This window comes from Mycobacterium sp. TH-M103 (assembly GCF_057473785.1).
The window spans coordinates 1-15,418 of sequence record NZ_JBYCLG010000097.1 but is presented as its reverse complement, the minus strand read 5'-3'; the positions used below and the strand labels follow the sequence as shown (position 1 = coordinate 15,418).

Sequence of the window (15,418 nt, the reverse complement as noted above, 5' to 3'; positions counted from 1 at the left end):
TTTCAGACGGCGGGCTCCAACCTGCAGAGCATCGCCGACACCTGGCTCGCCGACCCGTTCCCGGTGCTGGCGCAGGTGGCCAGCAACCAGATCGGCTTCGCCGACACTTTGGGCAGCAACCTGCAGACGCTGGGCAATGGCGTCTACGACCTGCTGACCCAGACGTTGCCACCGCAGATCACCACGCTGATCGACGGCATCCAGGCCGGGGACATCGCCTCCTCGGTGAGCACTTTTAACTCGTCCCTGATTTTTGACCTGTTACCGCTTGCTACTCCGCTGTTGAATATCGCCGATATTCCCGGTGAGATGCTGACAAATTTGTCGACCACGGTCAGCGACAACCTCGCCAACAGCGTGTTGACGTTTTTGCTCGGCTTCAACGGCATGATTTTTGCGCAGTCACAGGGGACCGCAAACGGACTGCAGCTGGCGCTGGATGCCTACAACGCCGGGCAGTACCCCACCGCGTTGGTCGACCTGCTGAACGTGCCTGCCCTGAGCGTGGGCGGTTATCTCAATGGATCAACAGGCCCGTTTGACCTTGGTGTTCTGCAAACAGGTGGACTGGTCGATGCGCTGGTCAACGAGATTCCCCAGGACTTCGCGAAATCGCTGGTGCCCACTGGGGGAACGGCGGCCACCTGGGGCGGGGTTCTCGACCAGCTGGGCACCCTGTTGTTCGGCGGGCTGGAATCTTACTTCGGGGTGTCTCCGGCGGCTTTTGATCCCGTCGCCGCGTTCGATCCCGCCTCGTTCAGCGCCGCTTTCGACCCGGCCGCGTTGTCGATGGCGTTCGATCCCGCTGCCGTCACGGACATCGGCTCGATGCTGGCCGCCGACCTGGCGCCCAACCTGAGCACCATCGCGCTGGATCTGCTCACTTCGCTGCTCTGAGTCACCGTCCCTGCGACCAGTCTTCCCGCGGGCGCCACCCGCGGGAAGACTGGTCGCTCGGCGTTGCCGAATCCGTTGCTGCGTAGCTGAATTCGGTGAAAACCGCACCGTATTCGCAGCGGCCGGGCTACGATGGCGGGAACTGCTGGGACGCAAGCCAGATCAGTTGTCCCCGGCAGGTGCCGCGCCTAATCGCTTCGGTCACAGGAGAATTTGGTCCCCGTTGCCGGGATGGCCGGCCGACATTAGTGACAGGAGGTGGAGGTCGTGTCCTTCGTAACGGCTCGACCGGAAATGCTGACCGCCGCGGCGGGAAGCTTGTCGAGGATCGGATCGTCGATGGCGTCCAACAATGCGGCGGCCGAAGGGCCGACCACCGAGGTGGCGCCGCCGGCGGCCGACCAGGTGTCCCAACTGGTGGGCACCCACTTCGCCGCGCACGGGTTGGCCTACCAGACCATTGCGTTGATGGCCAACCAGATCCACGAGGCGTTCGTCAACGCCCTGTCCACCGGCGCCACGTCGTACACGATCACCGAGGCGGCCAACGTGGCGGCGGCCGGCTAGGGCAAGGCGGCCGCGGTGTTCTTCTCCTTTTTCCCCCCCGAAATCATCTCCGGGATGATGTACTCGGGCCCGGGCTCGGGGCCCCTCGTGGCGTCGGCGGCGGCGTGGGATGGGCTGGCAAGCGACCTGTACGCGACGGCGGCTTCCTATGAGTCGGTGATCGCGACCCTCACCAGCGGATGGGCGGGCCCGTCGGCGATGGCGATGACCGCGGCAGCCGTGCCGTACGTGTCGTGGATGGGCGCGACGGCCGCGGCAGCGGCCGAGGCCGGCGCGCAGGCGAGCGCGGCGGTGGTCGCGTTCGAGACGGCGTTCGCGACGACGGTGCCCCCGCCGGTGATCGCCACCAACCGGGCGGTGCTCGCCGCGTTGATCGCCTCGAACATCTTCGGCCAGAACACCCCGGCCATCGCGGCGACCGAGGCCGACTATCTGGAGATGTGGGCCCAGGATGTTGGCGCGATGAACGGATACGCCGCCTCGGCCGCCGGTGCGCTGCAGACGCCGGCGTTCAGCGTGCCGCCGGCGATGACCAACCCGGCGGCCACGCTGACGCCACTGCTGACCAGTTCCGGAGCCGGCGCGCTGTCCGCGCTGACCACGCTGAGCGTCGAGCTGCAGGCGACGCTGGGGTCGCTGACGACGTCGGCCCCCGTGGCCGGGTTTCTCAACGCCACCGGTCTGGGTTCGTTGGCGAGCGGGGGCGGTCTGACCCAGGCGTCGATCTATCCCATCGAGGGCGGCTACTACGCGGCGATGATGAGCAGCATCCCGGCGCGCATGTTCATGAGCATGGGCAACTCGGCCGGATCCTCGGGAATGGGGCTTACCGGCAGTCAGGCGCTGTTCGACAGCATCGGCCAGTTCGTCAGCAGCAAGATGCAGGTGGTGGTCGGCGGGATCTCCAATCAGCTCAAGAGCTGGGGTGGTTCGATTTCGGCCCAGTTGGCGTCCGCCTCGAAGCTGGGTGGGCTGTCGATCCCGTCGGGCTGGTCGGCGGCCGCGGACGGGGGGATCCGTGCCGCGCCGGTGCTGCCACCCACCAGCGTCGCCAGCCCGGCGATGGCGCAGGCCTCGGCCATGCCGAACAGCCCGTTCGGCCAGGCGCTGATGGGAGCCCTCAGCGGTCGGGGCATCGGCAGCATCGGCAAAGTGCCGGCGAAGATCCTGCCCCGTTCACCGGCCGGGGGCTGATCGCCGCGGTCAGCTCGACACCTCGGCCCTCACCTCGTGGGCCGCGCCCACCATGTTGCGCAGCGACGCGGTCACCTCGTCGACGGAGCGCGTCTTCAGCCCGCAGTCGGGGTTGACCCAGAGCCGTTGTGCCGGAAGGGCTTTGAGCGCGGCACGCAACGACTCGGCCATCTCGGCGGTGCCGGGCACCCGCGGGGAGTGGATGTCGTAGACGCCGGGCCCCACGCTGTTGGCGAAGCCGACCGAGTTGAGGTCGTCGAGCACCTCCATGTGCGAGCGCGCCGCCTCGATCGACGTCACGTCGGCGTCCAGGTCCGCAATCGCCCCGATCACCTCGCCGAACTCCGAGTAACACAGGTGCGTGTGGATCTGCGTCGAGTCGGCGACACCGGAGGTGGCCAAGCGGAAAGCCCCGATGGCCCAGCGCAAGTACTCGCCCTGGGCGGCGCGGCGCAGCGGCAGCAGCTCCCGCAGCGCGGGCTCGTCGACCTGGATGATGGAGATGCCGGCGGCCTCCAGGTCGAGGATTTCGTCGCGGATGGCCAGCGCCACCTGGTTGGCCGTCTCGGCCAGCGGCTGGTCGTCACGGACGAACGACCACGCCAGGATCGTGACGGGCCCGGTCAGCATGCCCTTGACCGGCTTGTCGGTCAGCGACTGCGCATAGGTGATCCACTCGACCGTCATCGGTCGGGGCCGGGACACGTCGCCGTAGAGGATCGGCGGACGAACGCAGCGGCTGCCGTAGGATTGCACCCACCCGTTCTGGGTGGCCGCAAACCCCGCCAGTTGTTCGGCGAAGTACTGGACCATGTCGTTGCGTTCCGGCTCGCCGTGTACAAGGACGTCGAGGCCGAGTTGTTCCTGCAGCTCGATGACATCGGCGATCTCCCGCTTCATCCGGTCGACGTATTCGGCTTCGGTGATCTCACCGGAACGAAAAGCGGCGCGCGCCTTGCGGATCGCGGGGGTCTGCGGGTAGGAGCCGATCGTGGTGGTCGGCAGCGGCGGCAGGTGCAGCCGCGCGTCCTGCGCGGCGCGGCGCTGTGCCGGCTCGCCGCGGTGCACACCGGAGTCGAGGATGTCGGCGATGCGGGCCCGCACCCGGTCGTTGTGCAGTCGCGGATCCTCGCGGCGGGAGGCGGCGGCCGCATCCGACGCCGCGATCTGCCCGGCGACCGCGTCGCGTCCGTCGCGCAGCGCGCGCGCCAGGGTCACGACCTCGGTGACCTTCTCCTGCCCGAACGCCAGCCAGCTGAGCAGCTTTTCGTCCAGCCCGGTCTCGGGTTCGAGCGAGTACGGCACGTGCATGGTGGAGCAGGAGGTCGAAACCGCCACCGTGGCGGCCGAATTCAGCAAGGGGACGAGCGTGTCCAGCGCCGCCGCAAGGTCGGTGCGCCAGACGTTGCGCCCGTCGACGACGCCGGCCACCAGGATTTTGCCGGCCAGTTCGGGTACCTCGACTATGGATGCGACCGCCGCGTCGGCGCCGGCCACCAGGTCGAGGCCGATCGCTTCCACGGGCGTGCGGGCCAGCGCCGCCAGGGACGGGCCGGGGTCGCCGAAGTAGGTGGCGACGTGGATGCCGGGACGCGTGCTCCGCGAGCCCAGCGCGTTGTAGACGCGCTCGGCCAGGGCGGGCGCGTCGGGGCAGATGTCGGTGACCAGCGCCGGCTCGTCGAACTGCACCCACTGCGCGCCGGCGTCGGCGAGCAAGGCGAGCAGCTCGGAGTAGACAGGCACCAGCTCTTCGAGGCGTTCGATCGGTGCGTCCGCGCCCTTGATGCCCTTGCTGAGCAAAAGGAAGGTGACCGGGCCGATGACGACGGGTCGCGCCGGGATGCCCTGGCCGAGAGCTTCTTTCAGCTCGGACAGCACCTTGCCCGCGTTCAGGGTGAAGCGGGTGGTGGGCTCGATCTCGGGGACCAGGTAGTGGTAGTTGGTGTCGAACCACTTGGTCATCTCCAGTGGTGCGACGTCGTCGTTGCCACGGGCGAGGGCGAAGTAGCGATCCAACTCGTCGGGAATGTCGGTCACGCGTTGCGGCAGCGCGCCGAGCAGGAACGCCGCGTCGAGCATCTGGTCGTAGTAGGAGAACGTGTTCACCGGCACGGAGTCCAGGCCCGCGCCCGCCAGCCCCGACCACATATCGCGCCGCAGTGTGGCTGCGACGGCCTCCAGCTCGGAGCGGCTGGTCCGCCCGGCCCAGTACCCCTCGGTCGCGCGCTTGAGCTCGCGATTCGGGCCGATGCGTGGAGAGCCGGTGACTGTGGCGGTGAATGGCTGGGGGGTCACGGTCTGGTCCTATCGCTCGACGGAATGTGGTCACCGCCCGTGGCGGTGCGCGCCTTCTGTGCAACGCCCACAGCCAAACGCCCATTCCACCGGGCGATGAGCCACCGGACGCGGCGCGCCCGGCACGACTGCCAGCGGGCCGGCCCCGCGGGGACACCTCATCGCCGCAGCGACAGTTGTCGTTGCCGTGTCGCGCTGCCGGGGACGTGCCGGACTCTGACCGGGTTCCCTGCCGCGTTGCGCGTCTAACCTGCCGGGTTCGACGCCGACCGCGAAGTCAGCAGACCGGCGCCGTTGGCGCACCGTGGTTCGTGAAGATTCGGCGGTGGTCACCTGTTGTGCTCACGTCGGATGCAGCGGGACCATTATCGGTGTTCGTCGTGGTGGTCCCCGCAAAGACCTTGGTGCCTTCGAGCCTGTAAGTCAGCATGGTGGCGGAGGGCTTCCACGGGAACCGTGGATTGGTGCCTCGAGCCCGTGCGTCAGACTTCCGACTCTCCCCGCCCTCCCCACGACGGACAACTTCACAGTGGGCTACGACAGAAGGGAGTTGGGCCGTGGACGTCATTCATCCACGTTGCGCGGGCCTGGACATTTCCAAGAGAGACGCCAAGGTCTGCGTCCGGATCAACGGCGCGGGCCGGCGCAAGACCAGCGAAACGGTGACCACCTACGGAGCCACTACGCAACAGATCATGGCGATGCGTGATCATCTTGTCGCACAGAAGGTTACGTGCGTGGTGATGGAAGCAACCGGCGACTATTGGAAGCCGTTCTACTACCTGCTGGAGGACTTGGCCGGGGTCGAGGTGATGCTGGTCAACGCTCGACACGTCAGAAACCTGCCGGGCCGCAAGACCGACGTCGCCGATGCCACCTGGCTCGCGCAGCTCGGCGCTCACGGTCTGGTCCGTGGGTCGTTCGTTCCTCCCGAGCCGATCCGGCAACTGCGGGATTTGACCCGCACCCGCACCGCGGTGACCCGGGAACGCACCCGCGAGATCCAGCGGCTGGAGAAACTCCTCGAAGACGCCGGGATCAAACTGTCGTCGGTGGCCGCCGATCTCAACGGCAAGTCGTCTCGGTCGATGCTGGAGGCGTTACTCGCCGGTGAGACCGATACGGCAGTGATGGCCGATCTCGCGCAGAAACAGCTGCGCAGAAAAATTCCGCAACTGACCGAAGCGCTCTACGGTCGGTTCAACGCCCATCACGCGTTCTTGACCCGCATGCACCTGGACCTGATCGACCAGCACACCGCGGCCATCGAGGCACTCACCGAGCGGATCGAGGTGGTGATGGAACCCTTTCGCGGCTTCCGGGATCTGATCTGCACCATCCCCGGCATCGGCGGATTCACCGCCGACGTCGTGGTCGCCGAGACCGGAGCCGATATGACCAAATTTCCCACCGCCCAACATCTTGCGTCCTGGGCGGGCACGACCCCGGGCAACAACGAATCCGCCGGCAAGGTGAAATCACGGCGCACCCGCCCCGGCAATCCCTACCTCCAAGGAGCTCTCGGGACCGCAGCGATGTCGATCTCGCACACTCGCGACACCTACCTGGCGGCCAAGTACCGCCGGATCGCCGCCCGCCGCGGTCCCTTGCGGGCCAACGTCGCCGTGCAGCGCGCACTGCTGGTGGCGATCTGGAACATCGCGACGAACAACACCGGGTATCGCGATCCCGGCGGGGATTACTTCACCCGACTCCACCCGCAGAAAGCGCGAAACAACGCCGTCCGGCAACTCGAAGCCATGGGCTACCACGTCACCCTTGAGGAGGCGTCCTGACCACTCACCTTCCGAACGCACCTCACGTCAATCTTCTCGTCAGGTCAGCTTGCCAGCGCCTCGGCGATGGGGGTTTTGCCGTTGTTGAAGTCGATGGTGCGACCGATCGTCGAATCGTCCGCGAGTGCGGCGGCCACGACCAGGGCGACATCGCCCCGGGTCACCTCGTGCCCTGCGCCGACCACGATCCGGCCCGTCGGCGCGTCGAGGGTGAGCCGACCCGGCCCGAGGATCGTCCAATTGAGGTCGCTGGCCCGCAGCCGCGCATCCGCGGCCGCCTTGGCCTCGGCATAGGGAAAGAACGAATCACTCGGCGGTACACCGTGATCCGCGCCCGCCCCGAAATACGAGACCATCACGAAACGCCGCACCCCGGCCCGCGCGGCCGCGTCGATCGTCCGGATCGCCGCGTCCCGGTCGACGGCGTAGGTCCGTTCCGGGCTACCCCCGCCGGCCCCGGCGGAGAAGACGACCGCGTCGTGCCCGGCGAGCAGGCCGGCCAGCGCATCGGTGTCCAGCCGCTCGACGTCGGCGACGACCGGCGTGGCGCCGGTGGCCGCGACGTCGTCGGCGTGGTCCGGATTGCGGAACACCGAAGCCACCTCGTCGCCGCGCTCGACCAGGATGGGGGCCAGTTGCAGCGCGACCTTCCCGTGGCCGCCGATGACGACGATGCGTGACATACCCCGACGGTAGCGCGGTGGTCTCGACCGGGGGCAACCCGCTTCTAGAGCTTCACCCGCCCCATGATGATGTCGATGATCGGCTTACCGGGCGGGTAGGCGCCGGTCAGCGACGCCATCGTGTGCCCGTAGTCCACCAGCAGCGTGATGCCGTTGATACCGAAGGCGGCGGCGCTGTTGAGGAACGCCATCACGTCACCCATCTGCTCCGGCGTGTGAACCTTCGAACCGGTCTCGTCGCGATAGTCCTGGGCGAACGTCAGCCAGAGGTCGGCATTGGCCTGGGCCAGCGGGGTGTCGGTGGGACCGGGGCAGATCGCGTTGATCCGAATGCCCTTCTTGAGCAGGGGATAACCCTGCGTCGCCACGTAGGCGTTGACGACCTTCTTGGAGAAGCCGTAGTGGATGATGCCTTCCGACTCGTGCGCCTTGACCCAGTCCTGCGCGGCCGCGAAGTCGCCCAGGGCGAGGAACTCGTTCAGCAGGTCCAGGTCGTTCTCCCACCCCATGCCGGCCACCGAGGAGATGAAGCAGATCGCCGAGCCGGAGGGAAGCTGGTTCTTCTCGAGCAGGCGATCGATGAGATACCGGTGGCCGAGGAAGTTGATCGCCATCAGGTCGGTCGTCCCCTCGGCGATGCCGGCGGCCGAGAAAACGGCGTGCACGGGGCCGTCCAGCTGCTCGAGCGCGGCATCGATCGAGGCGGGGTCGCGCAGGTCCACCTGGATCGACTTGGCGACGTCGTAGTTCACCGGCGCGTAGTCCATGACGATGACTTCGGCGCCGAGCTCCCCGGCCGACTTCGCCGCCGCGGCACCCATGCCGGTCGCACCGCCGACGACGAGCGCCCGCTTACCGTCATAACGCAACCGATCGACGATGGTCATGGAAATCCCCTTCTCGGCAATTGCTAACCCGGTTCTAACCGCCCAACTGTATGGGTAACAGTTTTTTGGTTCAATACCTAACCGCTTCGAACCGCGACGCCGCGCAAAACCGTGTCCCGCGCATGCAGCAGCGCCGCGCGGGTGCCGATGTTGCGAAGGATGTTCTCCGGTATCCACTGCAAGCCGACGACGCACCGTGCCAGCATCGCCGTCGATGGCGCTTGGATAGCGATCTCTCCTGACTTGATGCCCTCGGAGAGAAGCGATTTCATCTGCCGAAGCCTCGTGGCATACAACCAGCCGGGGTTCGGGCTGTCCGGCGGTGATTGCCGCATCCAGGCCAGCTGAATCCGGAACTCGTCGGAGAATCGGTCGAGTGCGTTGACGTTGACCCAGCTCAGTGCGTCCAGCTTCTCGACGGCCGTGGCATCCGAGCGCAGGACTTTGACCCAGCCCGCCTCCACCTTCTTGCCGAAGGATTTCATGATCGAGGCAAGCAGTTCGTCCTTGGACCCGATCACCCGGTAGACGGTCCCGGTGCCCATGTCGGCGGCCGCCGCGATGTCCCTGATGGTGGTCACCTCGTAACCCTTGCGACCGAACACGGTCCGCGCCACCGCACGCACGTGGGCGGCTTTGTCGCTGGGATCCGCGTCGCTGTCGTCGGCCCAGGTGTCGATGACCTCGTTTGCGGCGGCAAAGGCCTGGGATCGGTCCAGGGCCGCATCGGCGGGTGAGCGGGTCGCCAACCCCTGCAGGATGATTCGGCAGAGGAGGCTCGCAACCTGGTCGGGCGAGGAATCGTGGCGCATCACGGCGAGCCCGACCTGCAGCATTGTCTGGCAGATGCGGTCGGCCAGGACCGGAAGGTCGATGTCGGGTTTGATGTACCCGCTCCACCGCCCGGCGCGCAAGGCCTGCAGCATCGCCTCCTGGATGGCCACGGGCTGCCGCCGGGTCAGCTCGATCAGCTCGGGATCCGAACTCGGCCCCTCATAGAAGGACATCTGCAGCGCCGCACCGTGCTGCACGGCGCAGCGGGCGATCGCCGACCCGAGCTCGATGATCTTCTCGGGTACCGGTCGCGCGTCGGGTGCGTCCAACTTCGCCTGCGCGGTCCGGCCGATCCGATCCAGATCGTCCTGGTAGCGGCGGATCAGTTCGACCAGGATCGCCTCTTTGGACTCGAAATGGTGATACAGGCTGCCCGGCAGGATTCCTGCGGCGTCGGCGATCTCCTGTAGCGAGGTCCGCAATCCCGAGGACGCGATCAACGATGCCGCGGTCTGCAGGATCTCGGTGCGACGGGTGCCGGAGTTCTCTGCGTGGTTCGCGCGCTCGGCTTCCGGCGGGCGACCCTTGGGCAGCGAGTTGGCTTTGGCCATGATCAGCGGTGGTCGAGCTGTGGCGAGTGCGGTTTCGCGGCCCTGCGCATTCGTCCTCCCGCCGAACCAAATCTTTGTTGGAGGCTATCAGACGGGGTGCGCCAAACGCGCTGCACAACGCGTTGCCACCATCGTAGAGGCCGGCGGACGGCCCGAGGGGGGCCGCGGCCCCGGCCGCGCCCGGGCCGGCCGGGGCGAGTGCGGGCGCCCTCTAATAACGATTTCGCCGAATTGGGGCTTGCCTACCTGCCAGCGCCTTACCATTTCACCATCTTGCAAATAGTCTCTATAGGGGACTATTGCTATAGATAACCGTTGAGCCGGTGCGGAGACATTGGTGCGGGCAGCTGTGGTGGGGTTGTGATGGTTCTGGATTTCTCGTGGTAGCCGCCGGAGGTCAACTCCGCGCGCATGTTCACCGGGCGGGGATCGGGTTCGTAGATCATGGCGGTCGAACCGCTTCATCCATGGCCACCCGGCATCGCGCTTATCCCGCGTCGCTCACACACTTCCAGCACCTGATCGAAGATCGACGTGGGTATGTAGAACGCTTCGGTGCACGACATCTGCTCGAGATTATGCCGTGCGCTTCGCCTTCGATGGCAATCACGTTGGTCAATCCGACCAGTCCCGCCTTTGCCGCGGCGTAGTGCGCCTCCATCGGTTGACCGAAGACCCCCGCCGAGGACGAGACGAACACGAAACGTCCGCCCCCGCTTTTCTTCATCTCGCGATAGGCGGGCTGCGAAAGATGGAAGCCGCCAGCGACAACCGCCACGCGGTCGGTGAAGTCGATCATGATGCACTCCCCGTAGCCTGCAGCCGGCGCCGCGATGCGATTGACGGCAATGGCACCGGACTCTACGGTGGAACAGATATTTGGTCAACGCAGTCCTGCGGTCGGAGGTGAGCGTGCCGAGCGAGGATCGCGCAGCCCGGGTCCAGACACTGGGCATGCTCGCGTCCGTACTCGCGGGCCGAGGGGTCGCGGTGGCCGAGTCGAAACCGGGCGAACCCCCGTGGACGGACGGCCACACGCTTTATCTCGATCCGTCCGCCAGAGCCCGCGCCAATCTCGAAACCGTTGCGGTGCAGGCCTCGATGATCGCCGCCGGCAGCCTGGAACCCGACGTTCTGCGCCGCCTGCGCCGCCGGCCCCGGCTGGCGAGGCGCTATCTGGCGATCGAAGCTCACCGCGCACTGGCCGGCAACAGCGGTTTGCTGCCGGGAATCCTGGCATCGTTGGCCGACCGCGACATCGCGGGCCGGAGCGACTCGCCCGCGCAGTCGCTGAGGATCGCCGAGGGCCGGAGCACGATCGCGGACCCGGCGCCGGAGTTCGGCGAGATCCGCGCGGCCAGGGTGCTGGCCGGCCGTTCCCGCGCGGCCCGACGGGGCGATCCGGCACCCGGACACGTCCCGCGACGCGGCGCCGGGGGAGAACCGGAAGACCTCGACGACGGCGAAGTCGACGATTCCGACGATGCGGACATGTTCACCAGCCCGGTCGGCGGCGGCGGTTTTCTCGGCAAGTGGCTGAAAAAGCTGCTGTCGTCGGTGCGTAAGACCGGTGGCGGTGGCGGACCGGCCGGCGCGGACACCCCGACGCATCGGACGAACGCGGCGAATCGCGGGCAGCACGCCGTGTCGTCGTCGGCGGCGACGTCGATCGAGGACCTCGGCGACCCGGAACGTCGCACCGGTGGCCTGACGTATCCGGAATGGGACGTGGCGCGAAAGAAGTACCGGCCCGCGTGGTGCACGGTGCGCGAACTCGAGCCGAGGATCAAGGCGCAGGCGACGCACGCGATCGACGACGCCGTCAGCGTGCGGCGCCCGCTGTCACGGCTGGGCATGGGCCTGCACCGCCGCCACCGCCAGTCCCAGGGCGACGACATCGACATCGACGCCGCGGTCGAGGCCCGCGTCGAGGCGCTGGCCGGATCGCTGCCCGGCGAGGCGGTCTACCTGGACAGCCTGCGGCGCCGGCGCGACCTGTCGGTGCTGCTCCTGCTCGACGTCTCCGGGTCCGCGGCCGAGCCCGGCACTTCGGGGCGCACGGTGCACGAGCAGCAGAAAGCGGCGGTGGCCAAGCTGCTGGTCGCGCTGCACGACCTGGGTGACCGGGTCGCGCTCTACGGTTACTACTCGCAGGGCCGCGGCGCGGTGAGCGTGGTGCCCGTCAAACGGTTCGACGACCACCTCGACACCCGGGTCATGAAGCGGCTCGACAGCATGGAGCCCGGCGCGTACTCGCGCCTCGGTGCGGCCATCCGCCACGGCTCGGCGGTCGTGGAAGCGCGCGGCGGCACGTCGCGGCGGTTGTTGGTGGTGCTGTCCGACGGACTCGCATACGACCACGGATACGAGCGTGCCTACGGTGCCGCGGACTCGCGCCGCGCCCTGGCCGAGGCCCGCCGGCGCGGCACCGGCTGCGTGTGCCTGACGATCGGCGCGGGAACCGACGTGCGGTCGCTACGCCGGGTGTTCGGCGACACCGCCCATGCGACGATCGCGCGCCCGGATCAGCTCGCCGGGGTGATCGGACCGCTGTTCCGGTCGGCGCTGCGGTCGGCGGAGGTCCGGCGCCGGGTCTCGTGACGTGCACTCTCTCGGGTTCACGATGATGCTTGTCGCACAACGTAGTTGAGGGCAAAGGGGCACGATGTCCCCTCCCTGATGTGCGCTTGAAACAAACATCTGTTCCGGATACGCTGCAACCACAGCGTGGCGAAAGGAAAGTTATGGCCGAGGAGCCCGGGCTGGCGTTCCGCAACGGCGCGGCCTCGGAGGCGGTACGGCCCTACTACAAGGCGCTCGGCAACGAGGAGGCCATCTTCAAGGCGGCCCACCGCCAGGGTCTGGCGCTCCTCCTGAAGGGGCCGACGGGGTGCGGCAAGACCCGGTTCGTCGAGGCGATGGCCCACGACCTCGGCCGGCCGCTGATCACCGTGGCCTGCCACGACGACCTCACCACCGCCGACCTCGTCGGCCGGTATCTGCTGCAGGGCGACGAGACCGTGTGGGTGGACGGCCCGCTGACGAGAGCGGTGCGCGAGGGGGCCATCTGCTACCTCGACGAGGTGGTGGAGGCCAGGCAGGACACCACCGTGGTACTGCACCCCCTCGCCGACCACCGGCGGCAGCTGCCCATCGAGCGGCTCGGCGTCACGCTGGACGCGGCCCCGGGTTTCGGTCTCGTGGTGTCCTACAACCCCGGCTACCAGAGCGTGCTCAAGGACCTCAAGGATTCGACGCGCCAGCGGATGGTGGCCATCGAATTCGACTTCCCGGCCGCCGAATTCGAGGAGGGGATCGTCGCGCACGAGGCCGGGGTGGACGGTGCCACCGCCGCCGAGCTGGTGCGTTTCGGCCAGGCCATCCGCCGGCTCGAGACCGGCGGCCTGCGCGAGGTCGCGTCGACCCGCGTGCTGATCGCGGCGGGCAGGCTCGTCGCGGCGGGGCTCGCCATGCCGGACGCCGCCCGGGCCGCCATCGCCGGGCCGCTCACCGACGACGTGGCGGTGGGCCGGGCGCTGGGCGAGATGATCGACCTCTACCTCGGCGGGGCCGGCCCAGTCGATTGACGCTGTCTGCCAGCGCAGCTAGTGTCTGAACAAATATTAGGTTTCCCAGGCGGGCAGGTCGAATGTCCTACGAAAGCAGCGCAGAACCGATCAAGGTCGGTTACCTCATGGACTTCACGCTCCCACCGCAGTTCCCGGAGGAGATGAAAGCCGACTTCACGCGGTGCTTCGACCTGATATTCGCCGAGGCCCTCTCATCCGGGGTGCTGGACCGGCCCGTGCAGATGGTCTACCGCGAAGTGGAGGGATTGCCCAAGGGATCGGTCAAGGCGGTGATCGACGCGTTCGGAGCACTCGTCGACGACGGGTGTCTGGTGGTGTTCGGGCCCCACATCACCGACAACTGCGTGCCGACCCGCGAGGCGATCGAGGAGCGTTTCAAGGTCCCGGCGATCAGCGTCACCGGCACCGACGACTGGTTGGGCGAATGGACGTTTGCCTTCCCGCAGGGATCGATGACCGACGAGCCCATCTTCATCGCCGACCTCCTGGCCAAGCGCGAACTGTCCGAGATCGGAGTTCTCGTCGAGCAGAACCTGATCGGCGAAAGCTACCTGAGGAATCTGCGTAGTGCGTGCCGGCGCAAGGGCATCCGCATCGTCGCCGAGGCGGCCATTGCGCAGACCGCGCAGGACGTCGACGAAGCGGTGCGCTCCCTGCACGATGCGAAGGCGGACGCGATCGTGCACCTAGGCTTCGGGTTCGGGATCGTGTTCATCAATCCCGCGCTGCAGGCCGTCGATTGGGACCCACCCAGATTCACCACCACGGCCTTCCAGAACGCCTGGGTGAACCCCGTCATGTGGGACGCGTTCACGGGCTGGATCGGCGTCGACCAGTACGACGAGCAGAACCGGCTCGGCCAGGACTTCCTCGACCGCTACGCCGCAGCGTACGGCGGCAGGCGCCCCGAATACTGCGTGCCCGTGGTCAACCGGGACGTCGCCGCGACGCTGGTGCGCGCGTTCACCGACGCTCATCCGCTCAGCCCGCGTGGGGTCAAGGAGGCGCTGGAGCGGGTGAAGATGATGCCCGCCGCGGCCGGTGCGCCCGGTACCCGCGTGTCGTTCGGCAAGTGGACTCGACGGGCCTGGATGGGCGCCGGCTACCTGGTCGCTCGGACGCTCGACGCCGACGGCGTCAGCTCGCATCTGGTCGACCGCTTCGGAGAGGAAGGCTGATGCCATGTCCGCGGACCAGTCGCTGACCGTGGGCGAGACACCGGTCCGGCAACCCGGGGGCGCAGGGCGCGGCTGGGGCGGATGGATCGCCGGCGCCGCCGTGGCCGCGTTCGTGGCCTTCTTCATCGCGAACTGCCGCGTCGCCCTCGATCCCCGCGTCGCGAACCCGAAGGTGCAGGGCCGGCCCCGCCCGGTCAGGTTCATCTTCGGCCTCGATTACATCGCTTTCCTGCAGATTTCGACCGTGACCATGCTGATCGTGCTGCTCGTGGTGTTCATCAGGGGCTGGCGACGCAACCCGGGCAGCCCGGTGATGCTGATGTTCTTGTGCACGACCCTGATCGTGTGGCAGGACCCGATCATGAATTGGGCGCCGTTCGCGGTCTACAACCCCGATCTCATCCATTGGCCCGAGTCGTGGCCGCTGGTGTCGCTGTCGCCGACGGTCGAGCCCTTCGTCGTGTTCGGTTACGTCACTTTCTATTTCGGTCCGTACTTCCCGGCGATCTGGATCCTGCGCAAGCTGCAGGCCAGGCGCGGCCCCGAGGCGTTCGTGTCGCGGCACCCGTTGGTCAGCCTGGGCGTGCTGACCTGCGCCATCGGCTTCGTCTTCGACGCGTGGCTGGAGATCCAGCTCGTCCACACCGGCATGTACATCTATTCCCAGGTGATCCCGTGGGGTTCGGTGTTCACCGGCACGACATTCCAGTTCCCGCTGATCTGGGAATCGTTCTCGGTGACCTTCGTGATGGTGCCCGCCGCGATACTCTGCTACCGCGACGACACCGGAAAGTCGGTGGCCGAGAAGCTGGCCGCGAAAGCCAAGGTCTTCCCCGGCCGTCCGGTGCTCGGCACGTTCCTGGTGATGTTCGCGATCATCAACGTGTCCTACTTCGCCTACGGGGCATGGTTCGCCGTGATCAAGATCAGCCACGCGGCGACCTCC

At 67.5% G+C, this 15,418-nt stretch carries 12 protein-coding genes and 1 pseudogene; 8 read left to right on the top strand and 5 right to left on the bottom strand.

Annotation, left to right across the window (positions count from 1 at the left end; genetic code table 11):
- The 3 genes from AC2VOR_RS05545 to AC2VOR_RS05535 all read left to right on the top strand — a co-directional run.
- Positions 1–897 (top strand): hypothetical protein (locus tag AC2VOR_RS05545; RefSeq protein ID WP_486963346.1); only part of this gene is annotated, 897 nt, incomplete at its 5' end.
- Positions 898–1,164: 267 nt separating this feature from the next.
- On the top strand, positions 1,165–1,464 hold the full coding sequence (locus AC2VOR_RS05540; protein WP_369737401.1) for a PE family protein: 300 nt from the start codon (positions 1,165–1,167) through the stop codon (positions 1,462–1,464).
- 15 nt (positions 1,465–1,479) lie between these two features.
- Positions 1,480–2,658, top strand: a complete 1,179-nt coding sequence (locus tag AC2VOR_RS05535; RefSeq protein ID WP_369737402.1) for a PPE family protein — start codon at positions 1,480–1,482, stop codon at positions 2,656–2,658.
- Between the two features lie 9 nt (positions 2,659–2,667).
- Here AC2VOR_RS05535 and metE read toward each other — a convergent pair whose 3' ends face one another.
- Positions 2,668–4,953, bottom strand: coding sequence for a 5-methyltetrahydropteroyltriglutamate--homocysteine S-methyltransferase (metE, locus tag AC2VOR_RS05530; protein WP_369737403.1), 2,286 nt, complete (start codon positions 4,951–4,953; stop codon positions 2,668–2,670).
- Positions 4,954–5,510: 557 nt separating this feature from the next.
- On the opposite strand from metE, the gene AC2VOR_RS05525 reads away from it, so the two are divergent.
- Positions 5,511–6,749, top strand: coding sequence for an IS110 family RNA-guided transposase (locus AC2VOR_RS05525; RefSeq protein ID WP_486963347.1), 1,239 nt, complete (start codon positions 5,511–5,513; stop codon positions 6,747–6,749).
- 44 nt (positions 6,750–6,793) lie between these two features.
- Here AC2VOR_RS05525 and AC2VOR_RS05520 read toward each other — a convergent pair whose 3' ends face one another.
- The 4 genes and pseudogenes from AC2VOR_RS05520 to AC2VOR_RS05505 all read right to left on the bottom strand — a co-directional run.
- Entirely contained in the window at positions 6,794–7,432 is a 639-nt protein-coding gene (locus AC2VOR_RS05520) for an SDR family oxidoreductase (RefSeq protein WP_369737404.1), read from the bottom strand.
- Positions 7,433–7,476: 44 nt separating this feature from the next.
- Positions 7,477–8,319 carry an SDR family oxidoreductase gene (locus tag AC2VOR_RS05515; RefSeq protein ID WP_369737405.1) on the bottom strand — a complete coding sequence of 281 codons (843 nt, stop codon included), beginning with the start codon at positions 8,317–8,319 and terminating at the stop codon, positions 7,477–7,479.
- Between the two features lie 77 nt (positions 8,320–8,396).
- The gene (locus AC2VOR_RS05510) at positions 8,397–9,704 is read right to left on the bottom strand and encodes a TetR/AcrR family transcriptional regulator (RefSeq protein ID WP_369737406.1); all 1,308 of its coding nucleotides are present in this window, start codon (positions 9,702–9,704) and stop codon (positions 8,397–8,399) included.
- A gap of 568 nt (positions 9,705–10,272) precedes the next feature.
- A pseudogene (locus AC2VOR_RS05505) lies at positions 10,273–10,503 on the bottom strand (SDR family NAD(P)-dependent oxidoreductase); the annotation flags it as partial.
- Positions 10,504–10,658: 155 nt separating this feature from the next.
- Here AC2VOR_RS05505 and AC2VOR_RS05500 point away from each other — a divergent pair.
- The 4 genes from AC2VOR_RS05500 to AC2VOR_RS05485 all read left to right on the top strand — a co-directional run.
- Entirely contained in the window at positions 10,659–12,305 is a 1,647-nt protein-coding gene (locus AC2VOR_RS05500; protein WP_486963345.1) for a nitric oxide reductase activation protein NorD, read from the top strand.
- Between the two features lie 143 nt (positions 12,306–12,448).
- Positions 12,449–13,291, top strand: a complete 843-nt coding sequence (locus tag AC2VOR_RS05495; protein ID WP_369737407.1) for a CbbQ/NirQ/NorQ/GpvN family protein — start codon at positions 12,449–12,451, stop codon at positions 13,289–13,291.
- 62 nt (positions 13,292–13,353) lie between these two features.
- Positions 13,354–14,472, top strand: coding sequence for an ABC transporter substrate-binding protein (locus tag AC2VOR_RS05490; RefSeq protein WP_486963344.1), 1,119 nt, complete (start codon positions 13,354–13,356; stop codon positions 14,470–14,472).
- Positions 14,473–14,476: 4 nt separating this feature from the next.
- On the top strand, positions 14,477–15,418 hold a 942-nt coding region (locus AC2VOR_RS05485), incomplete at its 3' end, for a spirocyclase AveC family protein (protein ID WP_486963343.1).